Origin of the sequence: Conexibacter stalactiti, assembly GCF_033542075.1 — a bacterium.
GTDB lineage: Bacteria > Actinomycetota > Thermoleophilia > Solirubrobacterales > Solirubrobacteraceae > Conexibacter > Conexibacter stalactiti.
On the sequence record NZ_JAWSTH010000041.1, the window covers coordinates 1 to 22720 of the forward strand.

Here is a 22720-nt window from a genome sequence, read left to right on the forward strand (position 1 = left end):
CGCAGGTGCAGCTCGTACCGCCCCGCGCGCGGCAGCCGCACCCGCAGCGGCGGCAGCGCGCGCGTGCCGCGTCCGGCGCGGTCGCCGCGCCCGCCGCGCTCGCCCACCCGCACGACGACCCCTCTGTACCCGACCATCCGGCGATCGCTCACGACCCGCGCCCGCGCAACACCGCCGAGGGCCCGCTCCACCTGCACCGCGACGGTGCCGTCGCCGCCGGGCGCGGCGAGATCGGCGTCGAGCGCGACCGGTCTGCCGAAGCGCGGCGTGTCGTCGTCGTTCCACCGAAACGGCTGCGCGCGGGTCGTGCGCAGGCCGCCGGTGAAGCAGCCTCTCTCGTCCTCGGTCGCGTGGTAGACCATCCACGCCTCGCGCCCGTCGGGCGAGCGGAAGAAGGAGCCGTGACCTGGCCCGAAGACGCCGGCCGACGGCGCCGCCGCGAAGACCGGCCGCGGGCTCTTCGCCGCCTGCCAGGTCGCCGGGTCGAGCAGGTCGGCGGTGCGCGGGACGGTCAGGCGGCCGAGCGTGTAGGCGCCGGTCCCGCACCAGCTGGCCGAGTAGACCACGTGCAGGCTGTCGTTCCGCAGCAGCACCTGCGGCCCCTCGTTGATCGGGAACGAGACGCGCTCCCATGGCAGCGTCGGCCGCGAGATCTCGACCGGCTCGCCCGCGACCGTCCACGGGTCCGACAGCGGCGCGACGAACAGCGCCGTCGAGATCGGCGAGGCGCCGCCGGAGTAGATCAGGTGCAGCCGGCCGCCGACCGACGCGATCGTCCCGTCGATCGCGAACGGCTGCGGCAGCCGCAGCCGCGCCTTGAAGCGGTACGGCCCGTCGGGGTCGTCGGCAGCGCTCTCCAGCACGTACATGCGATGGCTGCTGCCGTCGCGCTCGTTGGCGGCGTAGTAGACGTACCAGCGCGGCCCGGCGGGGCCATCGAGGCGGTGGATCTCCGGCGCCCACAGCGCGCAGCAGCGGTCGGCCGGCTCGGGCCGCCCGGCCGGCGGCCACAGCCGCCGCGGCTCCGCCGCCGCCAGCCCGGCGAGCGTGCGCGCGCTGCGCAGCTCGATGTGGTCGGTGCTCGTGTACGTCAGCCAGTAGCGGCCGTCGTGGCGGAAGATCCACGGGTCCGGCGTGTCGTCGCCGGCGGCCGTCTCGGGGACGACGGGGTTGCGGAACGACGTGCCGGGGGCGGCGGACACCGCGGGCGCTGCCGCGAGCAGCAGCGCGAACGCGGCGAGGAGGAGCGAGAGGCGGCGCATGGCGCGCACGCTACGGCGCGCGCGCCAAGTCTGTCAAGGGCTCTTTCCAGAATCAGCCACCACGTGCTCAGGTGCGCGTGCCGACCGCCAGCAGGTACTCCAGCTCGAACCGCGCCGGACCACCCTCAGCTCCGCGGTTCCACTCCTGCACGAACCGCGAGAAGGTCGCCGCGAACTCATCCTCGCGGCCGTTTCTGCGCGCGTTCGCCTCGGCCGCGATCGTCGGCCCGTAGTACCCGCGGAAATGGCCGGCGAACTCCTCCGGCTGCTCGAACGCGTCGACTTCCAGCAGCCCGTGCGCCAGCGATCCGAACGTCACCCTGTCGCCGAACAGCTCGCGCAGGTGAGCCTCGCTGCCCCACAGCGGCGGCGGCTGCGCACCGGGCGGCGGGGGCGGCGCGAACGGGCCGATCGTCTTCAGCAGGTTGCCGATCTGCCCCTCCGGCGTCCAGCTCAACAGGCCGATCGTCCCGCCCGGCCGGCAGACCCGCACCAGCTCGCTCGCCGACCGCTCGTGGTGCGGCGCGAACATCACGCCGATCGCGGAGATCACGACGTCGAAGGAGCCGTCGGCGAACGGCAGCCGCTCGGCGTCGGCCTCGACCCAATCCAGATCCGCCCCGAGCGCCTCGGCCCGTGCGCGCCCGGCCTCCAGCAGCTCCGGCGTCAAGTCGCTGGCGGTCACTCTCGCGCCGGCCAGCGCCGCCGGAATCGCCGCGTTGCCGGTGCCGGCGGCGACGTCGAGCACGTCCATCCCCGGCCCGATCCCACAGGCCTCGACCAGCCGCGGCCCGAGCGGCGTCAGGAAGGTCTCGACCATCGCGGGGTAGTCGCCTGACGCCCACATCTTGCGGTGACGGCCCTTCAGCTCACTGTCCACATCGGTCGACGCCATCAGCGTCTCCTCTCGGTCGTGTCGTGATTCCCAGTGCGACGATGCGTGCTCTTGTGGTGTTTCGAACCGTATCCGTTGCGCCAAGCGCAAGCCGGTATGAAGTGCGCGAGCCGGCCGTAATGTCGCCGAGCGTGCCGGCAGAGAACGGGCGTACCCCACGAGAAAGGGCCTCCATGGTCTCCCGTCTGTTCCTCGCCGGCGCCTGCGCGCTCGGGCTCGCAGCCACATCGGCCGGCTCGGCCGTCGCCGACGTCGGACCCGTCCCAACGGCCAGACCGCAGCTGTACATCCCCGCCTCGGTCCAGGTCTGGAGCCCGGCCGGCCTCGTGCGCACGATCGACTGCCCCACGCTGACGGCCGATCCGACTTGTGACCCGGGCCAGTGGCCGGCCAACATCGACGTGCACGTCAACGGCGACGGCGGCTATCGCCTGCTGGCCAGAAACGGCAGCTGGTTCCAGCTGGGCGGCAACCAGGCGACGGTCGACGCGATCGACGCGGCCGACGCCGCCGGCGGCCCCGGCGCCGCGAAGGTCGTGGGCGGCCTCGAGGAACTCGACCCGTGGACGCCGTCGGGCGCGGCCGCTGGCGCGAGAGCGGCGAAGCAGGCGAAGAGAGCGGCCAGAAGAGCGGCGAAGAGAAGCGGCAAGAGAGCGGCGAAGAGAGGCGGCGCGACCGTCGCGCGCGGCAACGGCGGCGCGCAGGGCTGACGCGAGGGATCCCACGGGTCGGCGGAGGGGCAATGCGCGCCGACCCGGGGGCCCGTCGCGGGAGAACCACCCGCGACCGAACGCTCCGCGCTGGTCTTGGACCGGTGCAAACACCCGGAAGAAAGGGGCCATCATGGTCTTCCGTCTGTTCCTCGCGGGCGCCTGCGCGCTCGCACTGGCAACCGCGTCCGCCGGCTCGGCGCTCGCCGACGTCGCACCGCCCACGCGGGCCGCGTCGGCCGAGTTGACGCTCTCCATCCCCGCCGCCGTCCAGGTCTGGACCCCGGCCGGCTTCGTCTACACGATTCCCTGTCGCAGACTGTCGACGCACCCGGCCTGCGATCCCGGCCAGTGGCCGGGCAACACCCGCCTCCTCCTGAAGGAGTACGGCGGCTATCGGTTCCTCGCCAGAAGCGGCCGCTGGTTCGAGTACGGCGGCACCGAGGCGACCGTCGAGACGATCGAGCGCGTCGACGCCGAGGGCGGCCCGGGCGCGACCGACGTGATCCAGGACCCGTCCGAGCTCGACCCCTGGGACCCGCGCGGCGCGGTTCGCTGAGGCGTCGCTCAGCGCGACAGCAGCGCCTGCGCGAGCCGCTCGCGCAGGCGTCTGGCGCGCACGCGCACGTCGCCGACGACCGTGCTGCCGGTCAGCACGATCCGCGGCGCGCCGGCCGGCGCCTGCATCCCGGCGTCCTGCTTCACCTCGCCGAGGAAGGTGCGGCTGCGGACCTCGACGATGACGCCCTCGGGCACCAGCAGCTCGACGTCGCCGACAACGGTGCCGGCGTCGATCGTGATCTCGCCGGCCGGCACGCGCGCCTCGCGCAGGTCGAGCTTGATGTCGCCGAAGACGGTGCGCCATCTGCTCGACGCCGGCAGCTGCCAGGCGCCCGCGCGGCGGTGGTCGCCGAAGACCGACGAGGTGCTCACCGGCGCCGTCACGACCGTCGCGCCGGCCGCGCCGCCGCCGCTCGCCGCCAGCTCGCCGGCCGGCGGCAGGTCGCCCGTCAGCCGCGCCAGCTCGCCGCGCGTGCGCGCGCCGCTGGCGGCCTCGATCCGGTCGCTCAGCTCCTCCAGCGTCAAGCGCCCCTCGCCGGCCGCGCTGCGCAGCCGCTCGACCGTCTGCTCGCGCTCGGCGTCGGAGGCGCGGACCTCGGGCTCGCTCATCCCGCCGACACTAGCGCGCCGCCGGCGCGCCCGATGTGCGGCTGGCCGCACCCGAGCTGGCGGCGTACGCTGCGCGGATGGACAGAGATCAGCTGCGCAGCGTGCAGGGCCCGCTGAAGGAGCGCTACCGCGACGAGCCGGAGGCGGCGGTCGTGACGCTGTCGGCCAGCGGGCAGCTCGGCGAGGGCGTCTCGTGCTCGGTCGACAGCGGCCGCGCGCTCGCGGCCGCCGGCCTCCATCCCGCCAGCGGCGGCGACGGCACGCTGCTGTGCTCGGGCGACATGCTGCTGGAGGCGCTCGTCGCCTGCGCGGGCGTGACGCTGCGCGCGGTCGCGACCTCGCTCGGGATCGCGGTCGAGGGCGGCACGGTGCGCGCGGAGGGCGAGCTGGACTTTCGCGGCACGCTCGCCGTCGACCGCGACGCGCCGGTCGGCTTCCGCGCGATCCGGCTCGAGTTCGCGCTCGACAGCGACGCCGACGCGGAGCAGGTGGCGACGCTGCTGAAGCTGACCGAGCGCTACTGCGTCGTGCTGCAGACGATCGCGAGCGGCGTCAGGCCGACCGCGACGATCGCGACGAACGTTTGAGCCGCCGCGCGGCGACGCGCTGACACCCTCCCCCATTGGTCAGGGACCCGCCTCCCATTCGGCCGATGTCGCGTCTCACCGGCAGCCGTAGCGTCGGAGGCATGAGACTGCACAGACCCGTCATCGTCCTCGCTGCCGCGCTGGCACTCGCGGCCACGGGCGCCGGCAGCGCGCAGGCCGCGCAGCTGGTGCGCGAGGGCTCGACGCTGATCCTCCGCGGCGCCCCCGGCGAGAGAAACTACTTCGGCGTCGGCGACGACCAGTTCACGACGACGAGAATCCACTTCAGCGATCGCGGCGGCTACCCGATCACCGCCGATCCCGCGCTCGGCTGCGAGTCCTCCTCGACCGGGTTCGGCGCCTTCAGCGACTGCCCCTACGCGGGCATCACCGAGGTGCGCCTGGAGGGCGCCGACGGCGACGACGAGCTCGACATCAGCTGGGACGAGCTGCCGACGACGATCAGATACGTCTTCGACGGCGGCCCCGGCAGAGATGACCTCGAAGGGCCGACCTGGCCGGTCTTCGGGATGACGCTGCTCGGCGGCGACGGTGACGACGACATCCGCGGCGGACAGGGCGACGACCAGCTCGACGGCGGCGCCGGCAACGACCTCGTCGACGGCAACGACGGCAACGACGGCGTGTTCGGCGGCGAGGGCGACGACACCGTCAGCGGCGGGCGCAGACTCAGCACCGACGTCGTCGACGGCGGGCCGGGCTACGACTCCAGCCTCGCCGACTGGTACGACCAGAACGCCGGTGACCTGCCGATCGTCGTCACGCTCGACGGCGTCGCCAACGACGGCCGCGCCGGCGAGAACGACAACGTGCTCGGGATCGAGAAGATCCGCACCGCCCTCATCGCGAGACTGGTCGCCGGCGCCGATCCGGTCGAGTTCGAGATCGAGAAGAGCATGTCGGGCGGCTCGACGCTGATCGGCAGCCCCGGCAACGACCGCCTCGCCGGCTACTCCGGCAACGACACGATCGACGGCCGCGGAGGCCGCGACGCGATCGCCGGCTACCTCGGCAACGACACGATCGAGGCGCGCGACGGCGCCGCCGACACGATCGACTGCGGCGACGGCGTCGACACCGTCTACGTCGACCCGATCGACGTCACGAGCAAGTGCGAGACGGTGATCGGCGCGGGCAGCCCGCCGCCCGACGTCAGACCCGGCGACAGAAACCCGCCGCCGAGAAGCGACAGAAGAGCCCCCAGAGCGCGCGCGGCCTGCCGCGTCCCGGCGATCAGACGCGGCAGCACCGTCGCCGCCGCGCGCAAGGCGCTGAAGCGCGCGAAGTGCGCGAGCCCGAAGCTGAAGAAGGTCCGCTCCGGTGTCCGCAGAGGCCGCGTCGTGAAGGTCACGCCGAAGGCCAGAAGCCGCACGAGAGCGGCCGTCACGATCTGGATCTCGCGCGGCTGAGCGGGCGCGTCCCCGTCATCGGCCGCAGGTAGCCGGGCGCTCTCCCATCGGTCGGGCCAGCCCGATGCCTTCGGCCGATGGTGGGGGCGCGAACGCGGCCGTAGCGTCGACGGCATGCATCTGCGCAAACCGCTTCTCGTCCTCAGCGCGGCCGTCGCGGTCGCCGCGGCCGGCGCCGGCAGCGCGCAGGCCACCCAGGTCGTGCGCGAGGGCACGGCCCTGGTCTTCCGCGCCGACCCGGGCGAGAGAAACCACCTCGGCCTCAACGACGACGCCTTCTCCACCACCCGCGTCACCTTCGGCGACCGCGGCCGCTACGGCATCACCGCCGATCCCGCGCTCGACTGCCAGGTCACGCAGACCGGCTTCGGCTCGTTCGCCACCTGCCCCTTCGCCGGCGTCACCGAGATCCGCCTCGAAGGCGGCGACGGCGACGACGAGCTGGACATCAGCTGGGACGAGCTGCCGACCGAGATCGCCTACGTGCTCGACGGCGGCCCCGGCAGAGACGACCTCGAAGGGCCGACGTGGCCGGGGCTCGGCGTCGCGCTGCTCGGCGGCGAGGGCGACGACGACGTCTACGGCGGTCAGGGACCCGACCTGCTCGACGGCGGTCCCGGCAACGACGTCGTCGACGGCAACGACGGCGACGACCTCGTCCATGGCGGCGATGGCGACGACACCGTCAGCGGCGGCCGCCGCTTCAGCAGCGACCTGATCGACGGCGGCCCCGGCTTCGACCAGAGCATCTCCGACTGGAACGACAACACGGCCGAGCCGCAGCCGATCGCCGTCTCGCTCGACGGCGTCGCCAACGACGGTCGCGACGACGAGAACGACAACGCGACCGGGATCGAGCGGATCCGCAGCGCGCAGGTCGCGCTGCTGGTCGCCGGCCCGACTCCGGTCGAGTTCGAGATCGAGAAGAGCCGCTGGGGCGACTCGAAGCTGATCGGCTCGCCCGGCGACGACCGCCTCGCCAGCTACATCGGCAACGACACGATCGACGGTCGCGGCGGCCGCGACGTGATCTTCAGCCACTCCGGCAACGACACGATCGAGGCGCGCGACGGCGCCGCCGACACGATCGACTGCAGCGAGGGCAGCGACACCGCCTACGTCGACCCGATCGACACCGTCAGCAACTGCGAGACGGTGATCGGCGGCCTGCCGCCCGAGAGAAGACCGGACACGAGAGCGCCGGACACCAGAGTGCCCGACACGAGAGTTCCGGACAGAAGAGGCGACACGCCGAGAAGAGACGGCGGCAGAGCCCGCGCCGCCTGCCGCGTCCCGGCGATCAGACGCGGCAGCACCGTCGCCGCCGCGCGCAAGGCGCTCGCCAAGGCGAGATGCGCGAGACCGAAGCTGAAGCAGGTCCGCTCCGGCGTTCGCAGAGGCCGCGTCGTGAAGGTCACGCCGAAGGCCAGAAGCCGCACCAGAGCGGCCGTCACGCTGTTCGTCTCGCGCGGCTGAGCCGACCCTGCCCCGCCGTCCCGCCCCCGCCGCCGCGCCGCCCGCCCCACCCGGGGCGGGCGGCGCCGGTAGGCTGGCGCGCATGAGCGAGCGCCTGTACGACGCCGGCCGCGGCGTGACGATCTGCGCCGAGGGCTTCGGCGACCCGGCCGACCCGCCCGTGCTGCTGGTGATGGGCCTCGGCATGCAGATGATCCGCTGGCACGAGTCGTTCATCGCCGACCTGACGCGCCGCGGCCTCTACGTGATCCGCTTCGACAACCGCGACAGCGGCCGCTCGACCTGCTTCCCGGAGATACCGCTGCCGACGCCGCCGCAACTGCTGCGCCGCCGCTTCGACGCGCGGCAGTACACGCTCGCGGAGATGGCGCAGGACACCATCGGGCTGCTCGACGCGCTCGGCTTGGAGCGCGTCCACGTCGTCGGCGCCTCAATGGGCGGGATGATCGCGCAGGTGCTGGCGATCGACCACCCGCGGCGGCTCCGCTCGCTGACGTCGATCATGTCGAGCCCGGGCAGCCGCTGGAACGGCCAGCCGGCGCTGAAGACCTATCCGATCCTGCTCAGAAGAGCCCCGAGCGGCCTCGACGGCTACCTCTCGCAGCAGGTCGCCGTGCAGCGCGCGATCGGCTCCCCCGGCGTCCCGCCCGACGATCCGATCTTCCTCGACATCGCGCGCCGCGCCTACGAGCGAAACCCCGACCCGACCGGCCGCGGCCGCCAGCTCGCGGCGATCCTCGCCTCCGGCGACCGCACGCGCGCGCTGCGCACCGTCGCAACCCCCTCACTCGTGATCCACGGCGCCGCCGACCGCATGATCGCGCTCTCCGGCGGCCGCGCGACGGCGCGCGCGATCCCCGGCGCCGAGCTGCACGTGGTGCCGGGGATGGGTCACGACCTGCCGCGCCAGAACTGGGACGAGGTGCTGGGCGCGATCGCCCACCACGTCAACGAGGTCGAGCGCGACCTCTCGCCACCGCTCTCGCGACGCTGAAGCGCACGCGCGCCGGCGCCGATCTGTTCGCCGCCGCGTCGGTCGCGACGACCGTCGCGCGGTAGGCGCCGGGCTTCAGCGCGCCGCTGCCGAGGCGGCCGCCGAAGGCGATCGAGACCGCCCCCGCGTTCAGCGCGACCGGCCTCAGCGCACCGGCCGCGACCCATCGCGCCGGCACCGCTCCACGGCCTCTGCGCGCTCTGATGGCGGGCACGCGCCGCTCGATCGCGATCCGCACGCTCGCGCGCTCGGAGAGCGTGAAGCGGAAGGCGACCGGGCGCGTGGCGGCCCCTCTGCGCGGCCGTCTTGTCACGAGCGCGAGCCCGGAGAGCTGCGGCGCGATGGTGTCCGGTCCGGGACCGCAGAAGCACTGCGGCGGGATCCGGGGCGGCGGGGGCGGCGGGAAGCAGTCGCAGCGGGGCGTCGGATCGGGCGGATCGAGGAGATCGGGGACGAATGCCCCGGCGTACGGCTCGTGATCGATGCGATCCTTGCCGTCGAGGTCGCGTCCGATGCCGTCCAGCAGCGCCCGGCCGCCGATCGCCGCCGCGGGCGAGCCGCCGCGGACGTGGAAGTCGCCTGCCCCGGCATCGAGGAACAGCGGGTCGCCGGAGCGGTTGCCCTCGGACAGGTCGAGCGTCCGTCTCGCGGTCACCGCCGGGTCGGTCGCATCGACGATCGCCGCCGCGCTCGTGTCGAGCAGCGAGTAGGAGATCTCCGTCGCCAGGTCACCGCCCCAGCTCTCCTGGCGCACGCTGACCGGGAAGCCCCACGCGATCACGTGGCGTGCCGTCAACCTGGTCGCGACCGGGCCGGGGTTGCCGCCGATCGCCAGCGCCGCGCTGCCGGTCTGCCCGCTGCCGACGACCGTCACGCGATCGAGCGTCAGCGCGGCCGGATCGGGCGCCCGCCCGGAGTGGACCGACACCGCGGCCGGCGCGTCGCCGTCGTCCGCCGGCAGCGCCCGCAGCAGCGCGTCGCTCAGCGTGAAGCTGCCGTCGCCGACGACGAGCGGCCGCTGCGCGGTGATCCGCAGGCGATCGGCCGTCACGAGCACCGGCGCGCCCGGGTCGTCGGTCTCCGGGTCACTGGAGAGCCCGTTCCGCGCCGTGATCGTGACGCCGGAGAGCGTCGCGGCTCCGCCGACCCGCAGCGCGTCGGCGTCGGCGTCCGGGTCGAAGTCGATCTCGACGTCCTGCAGCAGTCCTCTCCGCAGCAGGATCCCCTGCCCTTGGCCGTCGTCGGCTCCCGGACCGAAGGTCGCCCCGACCGCGTCGACGGTCACGCGGACGACCGCCGCGTCGTAGGCGTCGATCCCCTCCATCGTCGCCGGGCCGCTGGTGACCGCGGAGGCCAGCCGCACCGTCAGGTCGGAGAGGTGCGAGAAGCGCCCCTGGACGACCCGCCGCGTGGAGCCGTCGTCAGGCAGCGGGCTGGTCGTGAGGATCGTCTGGTCGCGGCCGGCGCCGCGCACCGCCGTGTCGGCGGCAGCGACGGTCAGCCCGTCGCTGCCGACGTCGAAGGTGCCGGCGGCGAGCGCGACGACGTCGGCGCCGGGCGCGGCGTCGGCGGCGTCGACCGCCTGCTGCGGCGTCGCGTACGCGGCGTCGCAGAGGCCGCCGTGGCCGAGCGGCGCGCAGAGGGTCGCGGCGCCGGCGCCGGCCGGCAGCGCGAGCAGTGAGACGACGGCCGCCGGCAGCGCGCGACGGGAGATCAGTTGGCGCATGGGCGTCACTCTAGGGCACCCCCGCCGCTGCCGGAACGGGGGTTTCCCCGAGCTTCACAGGCGCGGGCCCCAAGGGGCCCGCCCGCTATCTCGCCTCAGCCGCCGAGAGGCGGTCGCGGGCGCGACCGCGCGCCATCTTCTGGCGCGTCGTCTGGTCGAGGTAGACCTTGCGCATGCGCACGGCCGCCGGCGTCACCTCGACGCACTCGTCCTCGCGCACGAACTCCAGCGCCTGGTCGAGCGAGAGGATCTTCGGCGGCACCAGCCGCTCCAGCTCGTCAGCGGTCGAGGAGCGGATGTTGTTGAGCTTCTTCTCGCGCACGGCGTTGACGTCGAGGTCCTCCTGGCGCGCGTTCTCGCCGACGATCATGCCCTCATAGACCTCGACACCGGGCCCGACGAAGAGGATCCCGCGCTCCTGCAGGCCGAACAGCGCGAACGAGGCGACTCTGCCGGAGCGGTCGGCGACGAGCGAGCCGGAGGGGCGCGTGCGGATCTCGCCGTGCCACGGCTCCCAGCCCTCGAAGACGTGGTTGATGATCCCGGTGCCGCGCGTCTCCGTCAGGAACTCCGTGCGGAAGCCGATCAGGCCGCGGGCCGGCACGACGTAGTCCATCCGGACCCAGCCGGTGCCGTGGTTGATCATCTGCTCCATGCGGCCTCTGCGCAGCGCGAGCAGCTGGGTGACGACGCCGACGTAGTCCTCGGGGATGTCGATCGTCATCCGCTCCATCGGCTCGCACAGTCTGCCGTCGATCTCCTTCGTGACGACCTGCGGCTTGCCGACGGTCAGCTCGTAGCCCTCGCGCCGCATCAGCTCGACGAGCACGGCCAGCTGCAGCTCGCCGCGGCCCTGGACCTCCCACGTGTCCGGGCGCTCGGTCGGCAGCACGCGCAGCGACACGTTGCCGACCAGCTCGGCGTCGAGGCGGTTCTTGATCAGGCGGGCGGTGATCTTGTTGCCCTTCTCCTGACCGGCGAGCGGCGAGTTGTTGACGCCGATCGTGACCGACAGCGACGGGTCGTCGACGTGGATCACCGGCAGCGGGCGGGGATCCTCGGGGTCGGCGAGCGTCTCGCCGATCGTCACCTCGGCGAGGCCGGCGATCGCGATGATCTCGCCCGGCCCGGCCTCGTTCGCCTCGACGCGCTCGAGTGCGTCGGTGATGAAGAGGTCGGTGATTCTGACTCTCTCTATCGAGCCGTCGGTGCGGCACCAAGCGATCTGCTGGCCGCGTCTGATGACGCCGTGGCGCACGCGCGCCAGCGCGATGCGGCCGAGATAGGGAGATGCGTCGAGGTTCGTGACGAGCGCTTGAAGCGGGTGGTCTTCCTCGTATCTCGGCGCCGGGATGCGCTCGACGATCAGGTCCAGCAGCGGTCTCAGGTCTTCGCCGTCGACCGGGTTCTCGGGGTCGAAGTCGACCGACGCCCAGCCGTCCTTGGCGTTCGTGTAGACGATCGGGAACTCGATCTGCGACTCGTCGGCGTCGAGGTCGAGGAACAGCTCGTAGACCTCGTCGACGACCTCTCTGATGCGGGCGTCGGGGCGGTCGACCTTGTTGATCACGAGGATCACCGGCAGCCGCGCCTGCAGCGCCTTGCGCAGCACGAAGCGCGTCTGCGGCAGCGGGCCCTCGGAGGAGTCGACGAGCAGCAGCACGCCGTCGACCATTGTCAGACCGCGCTCCACCTCGCCGCCGAAGTCGGCGTGGCCGGGTGTGTCGATGATGTTGACCTTCACATCGCCGTACTGGACGGCGGTGTTCTTCGCGAGGATCGTGATGCCCTTCTCGCGTTCGAGGTCCATCGAGTCCATGACGCGCTCTGCGACGTCCTGGTTGGAGCGGAACGCGCCCGACTGCCACAGGAGCTTGTCGACGAGCGTCGTCTTCCCGTGGTCGACGTGGGCGACGATCGCGACGTTGCGGAGATCTGAACGAATAGCCATGGCGACCGGCCAGGATAGAGAGTCGGCGGCGGCCGCACCGATCCGCGGCGCGAACGGGCGCCCCGGTCCGCGCGCGGACCGGGCGGTGTGCGACCGCTCCGGGGCGGGCAGACCAACAGTGACCCCGGACGCTCCCATTGGGTTCATGAACGACGGCGGAGACGCCGGAACCGGAGCGCGAGGGTCATTGCGCGGGCGTGGTTGCGACGCCCGCGCTGCAGTTCCATGTTGCGAGCGCAGGCGGTGTCCGCAGTGCCTTCACCGTCTGCGCGTTCGCAGCGCCAGCTCGATCCGCTCCAGCCGCGCGGCGACCTCGCGCAGCTCGTGACGCAGCTCGTCCTCGCCGGCGTCGATCTCCTGGATGTCCTGGTCGACCTCGTGCGCGATGAAGCGCTCGGCGATCGCGCCGACCAGCAGCGTGCCGAAGCCGACGCCGACGACCATCACGAAGATGCCGATCGCTCTGCCGGCGACGGTCGTCGGATAGACGTCGCCGTAGCCGACCGTCGTCATCGTCTCGACCGCCCACCAGATCCCCTCCCACTCGCTCGCGCGGTGCTCGGCCGCGGCGAAGGCGGTGCCGCCGCCGATCAGCGTGAGGAAGGCGAGCAGCCCGCCGTAGCGGACGCCGTCGAGCGAGAAGACGCGGCGCGCCAGCGGCGCCAGGCGCAGCAGCCGCAGCACGCGCAGCAGCCGCAGCAGGCGCGCGGCGGCGAGGCTCGAGGGCAGCATCGGCGGGCTCAGCAGCGTCGCGGCGACGTCGATCGGGTGATCGCGCAGCCAGCGCTTCTTGTCGGGCACGATCGAGAGCATCACGACCAGCTCGAGCAGGAAGACGAGCCAGGTGCCCCAGTCGAGCACCGCCTCGACGGTGTCCCACGGCGCGCCGAGGTCGGCCTGGTCGAGCACCAGCATCGGGATCACCAGCACGGCCGCGATCAGCAGCGGGATCTCGAACCGCTTCGCCCAGCGTTCGCTGCGTTCGTCCACGGGGGCGTGTTCGACGCGGTCGCGGGTATCACCTCCAGCGATGTCCGAGCCGCTGCAGCGAACGTTCGCGCGCCTGTTCGCCGACGCCGACACGGCGATGTACATCGTCACCGCGGAGGGCGGCGGCGAGCGCGCCGGCTGCCTGATCGGCTTCGCGACGCAGACGTCGGTCTCGCCCCCGCGCTTCCTCGCCTGCCTCTCGCGCGAGAACCACACGTACAAGGTCGCCTGCCAGGCCGAGACGCTGATCGTGCACGTCGTCGATGAGGACGCCGCCGACCTCGCGGAGCTGTTCGGCGGCGCCAGCGGCGACGACCTCGACAAGTTCGCGCGGGTGGAATGGAGACGCGGGCCGCACGGCGCGCCGCGGCTGGAGCGGCTGGAGACGTGGTTCGCCGGACGGGTGCTGGAGCGGATCGCGCTCGGCGACCACGTCGGCTTCCTGCTGGAGCCGCTCGACGGCTCCGTCCACCGCGGCGCGAGACCGCTGCGCTTCCACCGCGCGCGGGCGATCGAGCCCGGCCACGCGCCCTGATCCCGCGTCCCCGCGGCGCGCGGACGGGGGATCCCCCTGACATGACCCTGGTCTTGCCCGGATCTGTCGTTTTGGGGATGACGCAGGCGTTTTCGGCGCCTACGATCGGCCGCCCCGCGACACAGGAAAAGGACCAGGATGGGACTCCTCGACAAGGCGGTCAAGCTCGCCTCGACCGCCAAGGACCAGTACGAAGAGCTGCGCAGCACGCGCGACGAGATGTCGGTCAAGCCCGTGGCCGTCAGCGCGCTCGACGAGCACCAGCAGAGCGTCCTGCGCCGGGCGATGGCGCACGGCGCGCCCGACCCCGCCGCGCTGCTCTCGCGCGCCGAGGCATCCCACGTGCTCGGCGTCGAGCTGGGCGAGGGCCGGCTGATCTACGACGACAGCTCGATCGGCCTCGAGTTCGCCGCCGCCGGCCGCCGTACCGACCGCTGGTCGGTCGGCGTCAGCGCCTGGCACGGCGACGGCGACGGCTTCTTCCCGCGCGAGCAGTACCAGTTCATCGCCGAGCACGTCGAGGGCGCGACGCTCGACGGCCTCGGCCAGGCGGCCGTCTGGAGCGGCAGCGTGCTGTACGTGCTCGCCGAGCCGCTGCTGTTCCACGTCGAGGTGCGCACGCCGGCCGGCAACGACCACCGGCCCGAGGCCTCCGCCGTCGCCCGCCGCGTGCTCGCGCGCGTCGAGGGCTGACTACGCCAGCGTGAAGCGGGCGGCGAGCTGCTGCAACGTCTCGGCGGTGCGGGCCAGCTCGGCCGCCGAGGCGGCGATCTCCTGCGTCGAGGCGCTCGTCTGCTGCGTCGAGGCGGAGACCTGCTCGGTCGCGGCCGAGGTCTCCTCCGCGATCGCCGCGACCGCGCGGATCTCGTCGCGCACGCGGCCGCCGGAGGACTCGATCAGGCGCACCGCCTGCTCGATCTCCGCGACGCGCCCGTGCACGTCCTCGACGCTCGCGCGGATGCGGCGGAAGCTCTCGCGCGCCTGACCGACCGTCTCGACGCCGGCCTCGGTGCGCGCGCCGCCCTCCTCGACGGCCGTCACCGCGGTGGCCGTGCCGCGGCTGATCTCGTCGATCAGCTCGGCGATCGAACCGGCCGCCTGGCGCGACTCCTCGGCCAGCTTGCGCACCTCCTCGGCGACGACCGCGAAGCCGCGCCCCTGCTCGCCGGCCCGCGCCGCCTCGATCGCGGCGTTCAGCGCCAGCAGGTTCGTCTGCTCCGCGATCCCGCCGATCGTCTCCACGATCGAGCCGATCCGCTCCGACTTCGCGCCCAGCTCGCGGATCGCGACGGTCGCGTCCTGCGAGGAGCTGCGCACTTGCTCCATCGCGCCGGTCGCCTGCTCGACGGCGTCGGCGCCCTCCTGCGCGAGCGTGCGCGCCTGCTCGACGGCGGCGTTGGTCGCCTGCGCGCTGGCGGTCGAGCTGGCGACCGCCTCGAACACCTCTCTGTTGGCGGCGCGGGTCGTGCCGACCGTCGTCACCTGGCGCTCGGCGCCCTGCGCGACCTCGGCGATCGCGCCGGCGATCTCGTTGACGGCGCGACCGGCCTCCTCGGAGGTCGAGGCCATCTGGCGCGAGGCGGCCGAGACCTCACCGGAGGTGCGCGTGATCTCGTCGAGCATCCCCGACAGCTGGCGGCGCATCGCCTCGTAGCTGACGACCGAGGAGCCGGCCCGCTCCAGCATCCCGTCGAAGATCTCCGCCAGCCGCCCGGCCTCGCGGCCCACGGGTATGTCGAGCGGCGTCGTCGAGACCTCGGCGGCGCGCGTGAGGTCGCCGTCGGCCATCGCTCTGAGGCCGTCGTCGAGCTGCGCGAGGTCGCGCTGCTCGAGGCTGTCCATCCGCGCCGTCAGCGCCTCCAGGCAGGACTGCTCGCCGAGCGCGGCGCGCAGCTCGCTCGACATGTGGTCGAAGGCGTGGCCGAGCACGTCCTGGTCGGAGGCCGGTCTGACGCGCTCGGAGAGGTCCCCGCCGGCCATCTGGTCGGCGACGCCGGCGAGCCGCCGCAGGTAGGCGACCATCTCGCCGAAGGCGTCGGCCATCTGCCCCAGCTCATCGCGCGAGCGGACGGGCACGTCGATGTCGAGGTCGCCGCGGCTGATCTGCTCGGCGGCCGCGGCCGCCTCGCGGATCGGGCGCGACAGCCGCGCGGCGATCAGCCACACGACCAGCGCGCACAGCAGCAGCGCGACCAGGCCGCCGATCAGCAGCAGCGTGCGCAGCGAATGCGCCTGCGCGAGGATCTCGTCCTTCGGCGCGACGGTCACGAAGCCCCAGCCGCCGGTCGCGACCGGCGCGGTGAACATCACGACCTGCTCGCCGGTGCGCGGGTCGGTCGTCTCGATCCGCGCCCGTCTGCCGGCGGCGACCGCCGCCTGCACCCGCGCGAGGTCTGAGTTGCCGTTTCTCTCGCCCCACTCCGCGAGCGTCGTCGCGCCGATCAGTCTCGCGTTCGGGTGCGAGACGAACGTGCCTCTGGAGGAGACGACGAAGGCGTAGCCGCTGTCGAGGAATCTGACGCCGCCGATCGCTCTGTCGAGGTCGGTCAGCAGCATGTCGACCGAGGCCGAGCCGACGAATCTGCCGTCGCGCAGGACCGGCGAGGCGTACGAGGTGATCAGCACGCCCTCGAACAGGTACGGCTCGACGACGCCGTCTCTGAGCGTGTCGCGCGGCATCGTCCAGTACGCCTCGTTCTCGTCGAGCACGGGGCTGAGCTGGATTCTGCCGGTGAGGCGGTCCCAGTACGGCGCGAAGCGGCCGTCTCTGGTGGAGGCCGGCGCGTCGCGGTTGGCGGCGTCGGCGCCGTCGAAGGCGTCCGCGACATAGGCGAGGTAGGCGCCGCCGATGCCGGGATTGCGCTCGAGGATCTGCTTCAGCTGCGCGATCACCTCGGCCCGGTCACCGGAGCGGTTGGCCGAGCCGAGCGTCGCGATCGAGCGCGCAAGCGCCGCGTTCGCGCTCGCCTGCGCCTCGAACGCGTTCGCCTCGCGCCCGGCCAGCTCGGCGGCGGTCTCGTAGACCGCCTCCTGCTGGGAGTCGGTCACGCGCTGCACGGCGATCAGCGTGAGGCCGCCGATCGCGAGCGCGACGACGGGCAGGATCGTGGCGAGCAGCTTGGCGCGAACCGAGCGCGGGGCGACCTTCGACAGACCTCTCATGGACGCGTTGATCGGCGGCGCGAGCGTTCGCTTGAACGCGTCAGTTCGGAGGATCAACACACTGAATCAGCGCCGATTCCTAACCGACTGCTAACACTCGATGTGGTCGAGGGGATTGCGCAGTACACGTGGCGGAAATGGAACCTCCGAGGTGCGACTTCCGTCAGATGTACGGTGGTCGTGAGAGGTGCAGCATGTCGGTCCCCATCGACCCGTGAGGTATGCATGAAGCTGTCGTTTTCGCGGCCGTTCACTCTGTTGGCCGCGGTTCTCCTGATCGCCTTCGCCGCGTTCGCCGCCGGTTGCGGCTCCGATGACGACGACGGTGGCAGCGCGTCGACGTCGGCGCCGGCGCCGGCCGCCACCGGCGAGGCTCCCGCCACCGGATCGATCGCCGTCCCCGACGAGATCAGAAGCAAGGGCACGCTGGTCGTCGCCACCGATCCGACCTACGCGCCGAACGAATTCGTCGACAGAGACGGCAGAACGATCGTCGGCATGGACATCGACCTGATCAACGCGATCGCCGAGCATCTCGGTCTCAGAGCCGAGGTCCAGAAGGCGACCTTCGACGCGATCATCCCCGGCCTCGCCGCGAGAAGATTCGACGTCGGCATCTCGTCGTTCACCGACACGAGAGAGCGTGAGCAGACGGTCGACTTCGTCACCTACTTCAGCGCCGGCACCTCCTTCTACATCAGAAGAGGCGGCCCGGACATCGCGACGCTCGAAGACGTCTGCGGCGAGAAGGTCGCCGTCGAGAAGGGCACGACGCAGGCCGACGACGTCAGAAGACAGAACGAGAGCTGCGACACGCCCGCCGAGCTGCAGGTCTATCCCGACCAGAACGGCGCCAACCTGGCGATCCAGAGCGGCCGCGCCGACGTCGGCATGGCCGACTCGCCGGTCGCCGCGTACATCGTGCAGCAGTCGGGCGGCACGTTCGAGCTCGACGGCGAGCCCTACGGCACCGCCCCGTACGGGATCGCGCTGCCGAAGGAGAGCGGCCTCGCCGAGCCGGTCCTGGAGGCCGTCAGAGCGATGATCGCCGATGGCACCTACGACGAGATCCTCAGAAGATGGGGCGTCGAGCAGGGCGCGATCGACGATCCGAGAATCAACGGCGCGATCAACTAGAGCGAACCACCGGAGCTGAACCTGTCCACGTCAGATCCCGAGCCCGCCGGCGGCACACCGGCGGGCTCGGCCGCACCCACCGCGGGGCCGCCGCCGGAAGCGATCACGGCGATCCCCGTCCGTCACTACGGCCGCTGGATCACGGCGTTCGTGGTGCTGCTGGTCGTCGCCTCGCTCGTCCGCTCGGTCGTCACCAACGAGCGCTTCGAGTGGGACGTCGTCGGCGACTACCTCTTCAACGACCGCATCCTCGACGGGCTCGTGCTGACGCTTCAGCTGACCGTCGCGGCGATGGCCGCCGGCGTCCTGATCGGCGTCCTGCTGGCCGTCATGCGGCTCTCCCCCAACCCGCTCGTCTCCGGTGCCAGCGGCTTCTACATCTGGCTCTTCCGCGGCACGCCGGTGCTCGTCCAGCTGCTGTTCTGGAACTTCATAGCGGCGCTCTACCCGACGATCGACCTGGGGATCCCGTTCCTCGCGCCCGATCTCATAAGCCTCGACGCCAACACGGCGATCACGCCGTTCATCGTCGCGCTGCTCGGCCTCGGCCTCAACGAGGGCGCCTACATGGCCGAGATCGTCCGCGCCGGCGTGCTGTCGGTGCCGGAGGGCCAGGGCCACGCCGCGCAGGCGCTCGGGATGACGCGGCTGCAGACGATGCGGCGGATCGTGCTGCCGCAGGCGATGCGCGTGATCATCCCGCCGACCGGCAACGAGACGATCTCGATGTTGAAGACGACCTCGCTGGTGTCGGTGATCGCCTACGCCGACCTGCTCTACGCCGCGCAGCTGATCTACTCGGAGAACTACAGAACGATCCCGCTGCTGATCGTGGCGTCGATCTGGTACCTCGTGATGACGACGATCCTGTCGATCGGCCAGTACTACCTGGAGCGCCGCTACGGCCGCGGCAGCGCCCGCGAGCTGCCGCTGACGCCGTGGCAGCGCGTCAAGCGCGTGCTCGTGCCGCAGCATGCCGAGCCGGCGACGATCCCCCAGCGGGCGCCTGAGAGCGGCGCCGGAGGAGGTGGCGGCGCATGAGCGCGACGACGAGACCGCCGATGGTCCTCGCCGAATCGGTGCACAAGCGGTTCGGCCGCCTGGAGGTGCTCCAGGGCGTCTCGCTGACGGTCCAGCCGGGCGAGGTGACGTGCATCATCGGCCCGTCGGGGTCGGGCAAGTCGACCTTCCTGCGCTGCGTCAACCACCTCGAGCAGATCGACGCCGGCCGCCTCTCGGTCGACGGCGAGCTGGTCGGCTACCGCCAGCAGGGCGACAAGCTCTACGAGCTGAGAGAGGGCGAGGTCGCGCGCAAGCGGGCCGACATCGGGATGGTCTTCCAGCACTTCAACCTGTTCGGCCACATGACGGCGCTGCAGAACGTCTGCGAGGCGCCGGTGCAGGTGAAGGGGGTCGGGCGCAGACAAGCACGCGAGCACGGCGCTGCGCTGCTGGAGCGGGTCGGGCTCGGCGACAAGCTCGGCGCCTACCCGTCGCAGCTCTCCGGCGGGCAGCAGCAGCGCGTCGCGATCGCCCGCGCGCTGGCGATGAGACCGAAGCTGATGCTGTTCGACGAGCCGACCTCGGCGCTCGACCCGGAGCTGGTCGGCGACGTGCTGAAGGTGATGCGCGAGCTCGCCGAGGAAGGCATGACGATGCTCGTCGTGACGCACGAGATGGGCTTCGCGCGCGAGGTCGCCGACACCGTCGTCTTCATGGACGGCGGCACGATCGTCGAGGCCGGCACGCCCGCCCAGCTGCTCGCCAACCCGCGCGAGCCGCGCACGCGCGACTTCCTCTCGAAGGTGCTGTAGAACGCGGGGCGCGCTCGGCGGCGGCTTCAGCCGTCGCCGAGGATGCGGCGCTTCTGCTCGGCGAACTCGGCCTCGGTCAGCACGCCCTGCTCACGCAGGCGCTGGAGCCGTTCGAGGCGTGAGAGCGTCTCCTCGGCGTCGTCGGCGGCGGCCGGCGGCGTCATGAAGGCCGCGTCGAACAGCGGCGCGATACCGGAGGCGTCACCGGCCGCGAGCTGGTCGAGGTCGATCCCCAGCGCGCGCAGCTTCGCGCGCTGCTCGTCGCTGACGTTCGAGATGTCGCCGACGATCTCGACCGACGTGCCGCCGACGACGGTCTCGGGCGTCTGCCCACGGCGCAGCTTGTCGAACAGGCCCACGGCGCGATCCTATCGACCGCGCCGGGCAGTGTTCCACCGTTTCGGCCCGCTCCGATCGACCGGTTTTCCCTTCTGCCGATAGGCTCGCGTGGTTACCCCTTTCGACCGGTCATCTAACCCACCCCTAGCCACGACTACTGTGCACACGCGCTCCTCAGCTCTGAATAGCTGCGCATGAACGTCCACGGTCGCCTAGGATCACGCCCGTGCCGCCATCGGGGGAAAGCCGGTCGATCGCCGTCAGGAGGGTCGGGCGATGTCGATGAAGTTCGCAGTGCTTGGAATGCTGATCGAGCGCCGAGGCTATGGATACGACCTCGCCAACCGGCTCCAGAGCCGGCTCGGGCCGGGCTTCAGAGCCGCCTTCGGGGCCGTCTACGTGTCGCTCGACCAGCTCGCCAAGGAGCAGCTCGTCGCCGAGGCCAAGCGGGTCCAGGTCGGGCGCCAGGTGAAGGTCTACTACGAGGCGACGCCCGCGGGCATCGAGCGCTTCGACGCCTGGATGCGCGAGGCCCCCAGCCGCGAGCCGCTGCGCGGCGAGCTGTACCTGAAGCTCGCCGTCGCCCACGGCAGCCACCTGTCGATGCTGCGCGACGAGCTGGAGCGGCTAGAGCGCGAGTGCCTGCGCGACCTCGAAGCGCAGACGAGCGCGATCGACCAGCTCGACCCCGGCGCCCCCGGCGTGCGCTGGGACGACGCCGTCCGCTGGCTGGCGGACGCCGCCGTCGTCGAGCGGCTCCATGGCGACCTGCGCTGGATCCGCATGGCCATCCGGATGATCGCCAGCGTCGCCGACGACGGCACCGTGCCACAGGCCGCGATGGCGCAGGCAGCGGCGCTCGCGTCGGCGGCGTAGCGCTCACGCGACGCGACGGCGTGTGCGCGGCGCGGCGTAGCGGTCACGCCCAGTAGCCGGCGTGCGCGGCGCGCGCCTCCTGCTCCAGCAGCGGGCCGCGCACCGCGACCGGCCGCGAGGCGCGCGCGAAGACCTCACGCGCCGGCAGCGCGAGCTGTGCATGGCGCGAGCCCTGCAGCTCCGCGAGCGTGGTGCCGCTGAGCGCGAAGACGAGCGTGCCGAGGCCGGCCCAGACGAGCGCCGCCGAGCACATCGCGCAGTTCTCGCAGCTCGTGTACATGGTCGTCAGGCGCGCGACCTCGGGGTCGAGGTGGCGCCCGGCCCAGACGGCCAGCTTCAGCTCCGGATGGGCGCTGAGGTCGCGGTCGGTCACGACCGTGTTGCGCGCCTCCGCCAGCAGCACGCCGCCCGCGCCGACCAACAGCGAGCCGAACGGCTCGTCACCGCCGGCGCGCGCCTGCTCGGCGAGCGTGATCGCCCGGCGCAGCCAGCGCACGTCGTTGTCGCGCGCAGTCACTGCGCTGCTGGTACCCCGCGCGGCCGGCGACGAACCGGTCTCCGGCGCTTTGGCTCAGCGCGTCGCGTCGTCGAGCCGGTCGTCCGGCCCCCACGGCTAGCGCGTCGCGTCGTCGAGCCGGTGCTGCGCGATGTAGGCGGCGATCAGCGCCTGCGCCGCCGCGGTCGCGAGCCGGTCCTCCAACATCGGCACGCCCGGCGCGTCGGCGGCGTCGCGCAGCTCGTCGAGCCACAGCGCGGCGAAGCTGAGCGCGACCGAGCGCACGAGCGTCAGCGTGCCGCGCTCGTCGAAGCTGGTCGGGTCGGCGGCGAGACCGCCGACGGTCACCTTCTCGGCCGCCAGGTCGAGCACCCCGCGCCAGCGCTCGGCGTGGTCCTCGCGCTGCTCGTAGAGGTCGTGCGCGCAGACGATCGCCGCCGCCACCTCCAGCCACAGCGCGCGCAGCCACGGCAGCTCCTCCGCCCCCTGCGGGTGCTGGAGGATCTGCTCGATCTGCCAGGTCGCCTGCTCGACGTGAGCGAGCGTCGCGCCCGGCTGCTCGTAGACACCGACGCCGAAGTCGGGCGAGCGAGCGCCGAGCAGCCCCGCGGCCTCCTCCAGCAGCGGCGTCAGCGCCGCGCGCGCCGCGATCGCCTCCTCCAGGCTGGTCGTGCCGGCGAGCTGGTGGATCGCGACCAGCTCGGCGACCGACAGCGCGACCGTGTGCGCGCCGATCACCGCGTCGGGGCCGATCGCGGCGGAGAACATCGCCACGCGCGCGTCCAGCTCGGCCGGGCGCGGGCGCGGGCTGGCGCTGCCGAGGCGGCGGTCGCGCTCCCAGCGCCGCAGCGGCCGCTCCAGGCGGCGCAGCCAGGCGTAGTCGCGCAGGTCGGCGTCGCGCTCGGCGTTGACGGTGCGCGCGACGGTCAGCAGCCGCGCGATCAGCGCGACGCGCTGGTCGGCGTCGCCGTTGAAGGTGAGGTCGACCACGTCGCCGAGGTACTGCTCCAACTGCTCGCCCGAGATCCCCGGCGCGGGCGGAGCGGTCTGCTCCATCGCGTCGGCGATAGCGCGCAGCAGCGCCTCTATCTGCTGGTCTGTCGTCGTGAGGTCGGGGGGCAACTCTGATGGGGTCCGCACAGCGATCCTCAGCGGATGATGACCGCTCTG

At 72.5% G+C, this 22720-nt stretch carries 22 protein-coding genes; 12 read left to right on the plus strand and 10 right to left on the minus strand.

Annotated elements, in window-relative coordinates; genetic code table 11:
• Positions 1-1262 (minus strand): glycoside hydrolase family 43 protein (locus tag R7226_RS15775; protein ID WP_318598144.1); only part of this gene is annotated, 1262 nt, incomplete at its 3' end.
• Between the two features lie 67 nt (positions 1263-1329).
• Positions 1330-2157: a class I SAM-dependent methyltransferase gene (locus R7226_RS15780; RefSeq protein ID WP_318598145.1), complete on the minus strand. Its 828-nt coding sequence runs from the start codon at positions 2155-2157 to the stop codon at positions 1330-1332.
• Positions 2158-2330: 173 nt separating this feature from the next.
• On the opposite strand from R7226_RS15780, the gene R7226_RS15785 reads away from it, so the two are divergent.
• Both R7226_RS15785 and R7226_RS15790 read left to right on the plus strand, forming a co-directional pair.
• Positions 2331-2867, plus strand: a complete 537-nt coding sequence (locus R7226_RS15785; protein ID WP_318598146.1) for a hypothetical protein — start codon at positions 2331-2333, stop codon at positions 2865-2867.
• 133 nt (positions 2868-3000) lie between these two features.
• Positions 3001-3426, plus strand: a complete 426-nt coding sequence (locus R7226_RS15790) for a hypothetical protein (protein ID WP_318598147.1) — start codon at positions 3001-3003, stop codon at positions 3424-3426.
• Between the two features lie 8 nt (positions 3427-3434).
• On the opposite strand, the gene R7226_RS15795 is transcribed toward R7226_RS15790, so the two are convergent.
• Positions 3435-4037, minus strand: coding sequence for a DUF1707 SHOCT-like domain-containing protein (locus tag R7226_RS15795; protein ID WP_318598148.1), 603 nt, complete (start codon positions 4035-4037; stop codon positions 3435-3437).
• Between the two features lie 77 nt (positions 4038-4114).
• On the opposite strand from R7226_RS15795, the gene R7226_RS15800 reads away from it, so the two are divergent.
• The 4 genes from R7226_RS15800 (at position 4115) to R7226_RS15815 (ending at position 8524) form a co-directional block, all read left to right on the plus strand.
• Complete coding sequence (locus R7226_RS15800; RefSeq protein WP_318598150.1) at positions 4115-4624, plus strand: OsmC family protein; 510 nt, start codon at positions 4115-4117, stop codon at positions 4622-4624.
• 101 nt (positions 4625-4725) lie between these two features.
• Positions 4726-6054, plus strand: a complete 1329-nt coding sequence (locus tag R7226_RS15805) for a calcium-binding protein (RefSeq protein WP_318598151.1) — start codon at positions 4726-4728, stop codon at positions 6052-6054.
• Positions 6055-6168: 114 nt separating this feature from the next.
• Positions 6169-7530 (plus strand): hypothetical protein, encoded by a 1362-nt coding sequence (locus tag R7226_RS15810; protein ID WP_318598152.1) that lies wholly within the window; start codon positions 6169-6171, stop codon positions 7528-7530.
• Positions 7531-7612: 82 nt separating this feature from the next.
• The gene (locus R7226_RS15815; RefSeq protein ID WP_318598153.1) at positions 7613-8524 is read left to right on the plus strand and encodes an alpha/beta fold hydrolase; all 912 of its coding nucleotides are present in this window, start codon (positions 7613-7615) and stop codon (positions 8522-8524) included.
• Here R7226_RS15815 and R7226_RS15820 read toward each other — a convergent pair.
• The 3 genes from R7226_RS15820 to R7226_RS15830 all read right to left on the minus strand — a co-directional run bounded on the left by R7226_RS15820 (position 8478) and on the right by R7226_RS15830 (position 13191).
• Positions 8478-10250 carry a hypothetical protein gene (locus R7226_RS15820; RefSeq protein WP_318598154.1) on the minus strand — a complete coding sequence of 591 codons (1773 nt, stop codon included), beginning with the start codon at positions 10248-10250 and terminating at the stop codon, positions 8478-8480. The genes R7226_RS15815 and R7226_RS15820 overlap by 47 nt on opposite strands.
• Positions 10251-10335: 85 nt before the next feature.
• On the minus strand, positions 10336-12201 hold the full coding sequence (typA, locus tag R7226_RS15825; RefSeq protein WP_318598155.1) for a translational GTPase TypA: 1866 nt from the start codon (positions 12199-12201) through the stop codon (positions 10336-10338).
• A 258-nt stretch (positions 12202-12459) separates the two neighbouring features.
• Positions 12460-13191, minus strand: coding sequence for a potassium channel family protein (locus R7226_RS15830; protein WP_318598156.1), 732 nt, complete (start codon positions 13189-13191; stop codon positions 12460-12462).
• A gap of 40 nt (positions 13192-13231) precedes the next feature.
• On the opposite strand from R7226_RS15830, the gene R7226_RS15835 reads away from it, so the two are divergent.
• Both R7226_RS15835 and R7226_RS15840 read left to right on the plus strand, forming a co-directional pair.
• Entirely contained in the window at positions 13232-13726 is a 495-nt protein-coding gene (locus R7226_RS15835) for a flavin reductase family protein (protein ID WP_318598157.1), read from the plus strand.
• A gap of 138 nt (positions 13727-13864) precedes the next feature.
• Positions 13865-14419: a hypothetical protein gene (locus R7226_RS15840; RefSeq protein WP_318598158.1), complete on the plus strand. Its 555-nt coding sequence runs from the start codon at positions 13865-13867 to the stop codon at positions 14417-14419.
• Here the strand turns inward: R7226_RS15840 and R7226_RS15845 are convergent, their stop codons facing one another.
• Entirely contained in the window at positions 14420-16888 is a 2469-nt protein-coding gene (locus tag R7226_RS15845) for a methyl-accepting chemotaxis protein (RefSeq protein ID WP_318598159.1), read from the minus strand.
• Between the two features lie 258 nt (positions 16889-17146).
• Here R7226_RS15845 and R7226_RS15850 point away from each other — a divergent pair, with 258 nt between their 5' ends.
• The 3 genes from R7226_RS15850 to R7226_RS15860 are packed head-to-tail and all read left to right on the plus strand — an operon-like array spanning position 17147 to position 19839.
• Complete coding sequence (locus R7226_RS15850) at positions 17147-18025, plus strand: ABC transporter substrate-binding protein (protein ID WP_318598160.1); 879 nt, start codon at positions 17147-17149, stop codon at positions 18023-18025.
• Between the two features lie 21 nt (positions 18026-18046).
• A complete protein-coding gene (locus R7226_RS15855) occupies positions 18047-19066 on the plus strand; it encodes an amino acid ABC transporter permease (protein ID WP_404827858.1) in 1020 nt (339 codons plus the stop codon).
• A 20-nt stretch (positions 19067-19086) separates the two neighbouring features.
• Positions 19087-19839: an amino acid ABC transporter ATP-binding protein gene (locus R7226_RS15860; RefSeq protein ID WP_404827859.1), complete on the plus strand. Its 753-nt coding sequence runs from the start codon at positions 19087-19089 to the stop codon at positions 19837-19839.
• Between the two features lie 26 nt (positions 19840-19865).
• Here R7226_RS15860 and R7226_RS15865 read toward each other — a convergent pair whose 3' ends face one another.
• Complete coding sequence (locus R7226_RS15865; protein WP_318598163.1) at positions 19866-20198, minus strand: SHOCT domain-containing protein; 333 nt, start codon at positions 20196-20198, stop codon at positions 19866-19868.
• Positions 20199-20460: 262 nt separating this feature from the next.
• On the opposite strand from R7226_RS15865, the gene R7226_RS15870 reads away from it, so the two are divergent.
• Positions 20461-21054, plus strand: a complete 594-nt coding sequence (locus R7226_RS15870) for a PadR family transcriptional regulator (protein WP_318598164.1) — start codon at positions 20461-20463, stop codon at positions 21052-21054.
• A gap of 43 nt (positions 21055-21097) precedes the next feature.
• On the opposite strand, the gene R7226_RS15875 is transcribed toward R7226_RS15870, so the two are convergent.
• A complete protein-coding gene (locus R7226_RS15875) occupies positions 21098-21571 on the minus strand; it encodes a nucleoside deaminase (protein WP_318598165.1) in 474 nt (157 codons plus the stop codon).
• Between the two features lie 96 nt (positions 21572-21667).
• Complete coding sequence (locus R7226_RS15880; protein ID WP_318598167.1) at positions 21668-22672, minus strand: hypothetical protein; 1005 nt, start codon at positions 22670-22672, stop codon at positions 21668-21670.
• Positions 22673-22720: the final 48 nt, after the last annotated feature.

Excerpts from the sequence above, each read along its gene's own strand:
- R7226_RS15780 (WP_318598145.1), bottom strand. The coding sequence starts at position 2,157 with ATGGCGTCGACCGATGTGGACAGTGAGCTGAAGGGCCGTCACCGCAAG.
- R7226_RS15785 (WP_318598146.1), top strand. The coding sequence starts at position 2,331 with ATGGTCTCCCGTCTGTTCCTCGCCGGCGCCTGCGCGCTCGGGCTCGCA.
- R7226_RS15790 (WP_318598147.1), top strand. The coding sequence starts at position 3,001 with ATGGTCTTCCGTCTGTTCCTCGCGGGCGCCTGCGCGCTCGCACTGGCA.
- R7226_RS15795 (WP_318598148.1), bottom strand. The coding sequence starts at position 4,037 with ATGAGCGAGCCCGAGGTCCGCGCCTCCGACGCCGAGCGCGAGCAGACG.
- R7226_RS15800 (WP_318598150.1), top strand. The coding sequence starts at position 4,115 with ATGGACAGAGATCAGCTGCGCAGCGTGCAGGGCCCGCTGAAGGAGCGC.
- R7226_RS15805 (WP_318598151.1), top strand. The coding sequence starts at position 4,726 with ATGAGACTGCACAGACCCGTCATCGTCCTCGCTGCCGCGCTGGCACTC.
- R7226_RS15810 (WP_318598152.1), top strand. The coding sequence starts at position 6,169 with ATGCATCTGCGCAAACCGCTTCTCGTCCTCAGCGCGGCCGTCGCGGTC.
- R7226_RS15815 (WP_318598153.1), top strand. The coding sequence starts at position 7,613 with ATGAGCGAGCGCCTGTACGACGCCGGCCGCGGCGTGACGATCTGCGCC.
- R7226_RS15820 (WP_318598154.1), bottom strand. The coding sequence starts at position 10,250 with ATGCGCCAACTGATCTCCCGTCGCGCGCTGCCGGCGGCCGTCGTCTCA.
- typA (WP_318598155.1), bottom strand. The coding sequence starts at position 12,201 with ATGGCTATTCGTTCAGATCTCCGCAACGTCGCGATCGTCGCCCACGTC.
- R7226_RS15835 (WP_318598157.1), top strand. The coding sequence starts at position 13,232 with ATGTCCGAGCCGCTGCAGCGAACGTTCGCGCGCCTGTTCGCCGACGCC.
- R7226_RS15840 (WP_318598158.1), top strand. The coding sequence starts at position 13,865 with ATGGGACTCCTCGACAAGGCGGTCAAGCTCGCCTCGACCGCCAAGGAC.
- R7226_RS15845 (WP_318598159.1), bottom strand. The coding sequence starts at position 16,888 with ATGAGAGGTCTGTCGAAGGTCGCCCCGCGCTCGGTTCGCGCCAAGCTG.
- R7226_RS15860 (WP_404827859.1), top strand. The coding sequence starts at position 19,087 with ATGGTCCTCGCCGAATCGGTGCACAAGCGGTTCGGCCGCCTGGAGGTG.
- R7226_RS15870 (WP_318598164.1), top strand. The coding sequence starts at position 20,461 with ATGAAGTTCGCAGTGCTTGGAATGCTGATCGAGCGCCGAGGCTATGGA.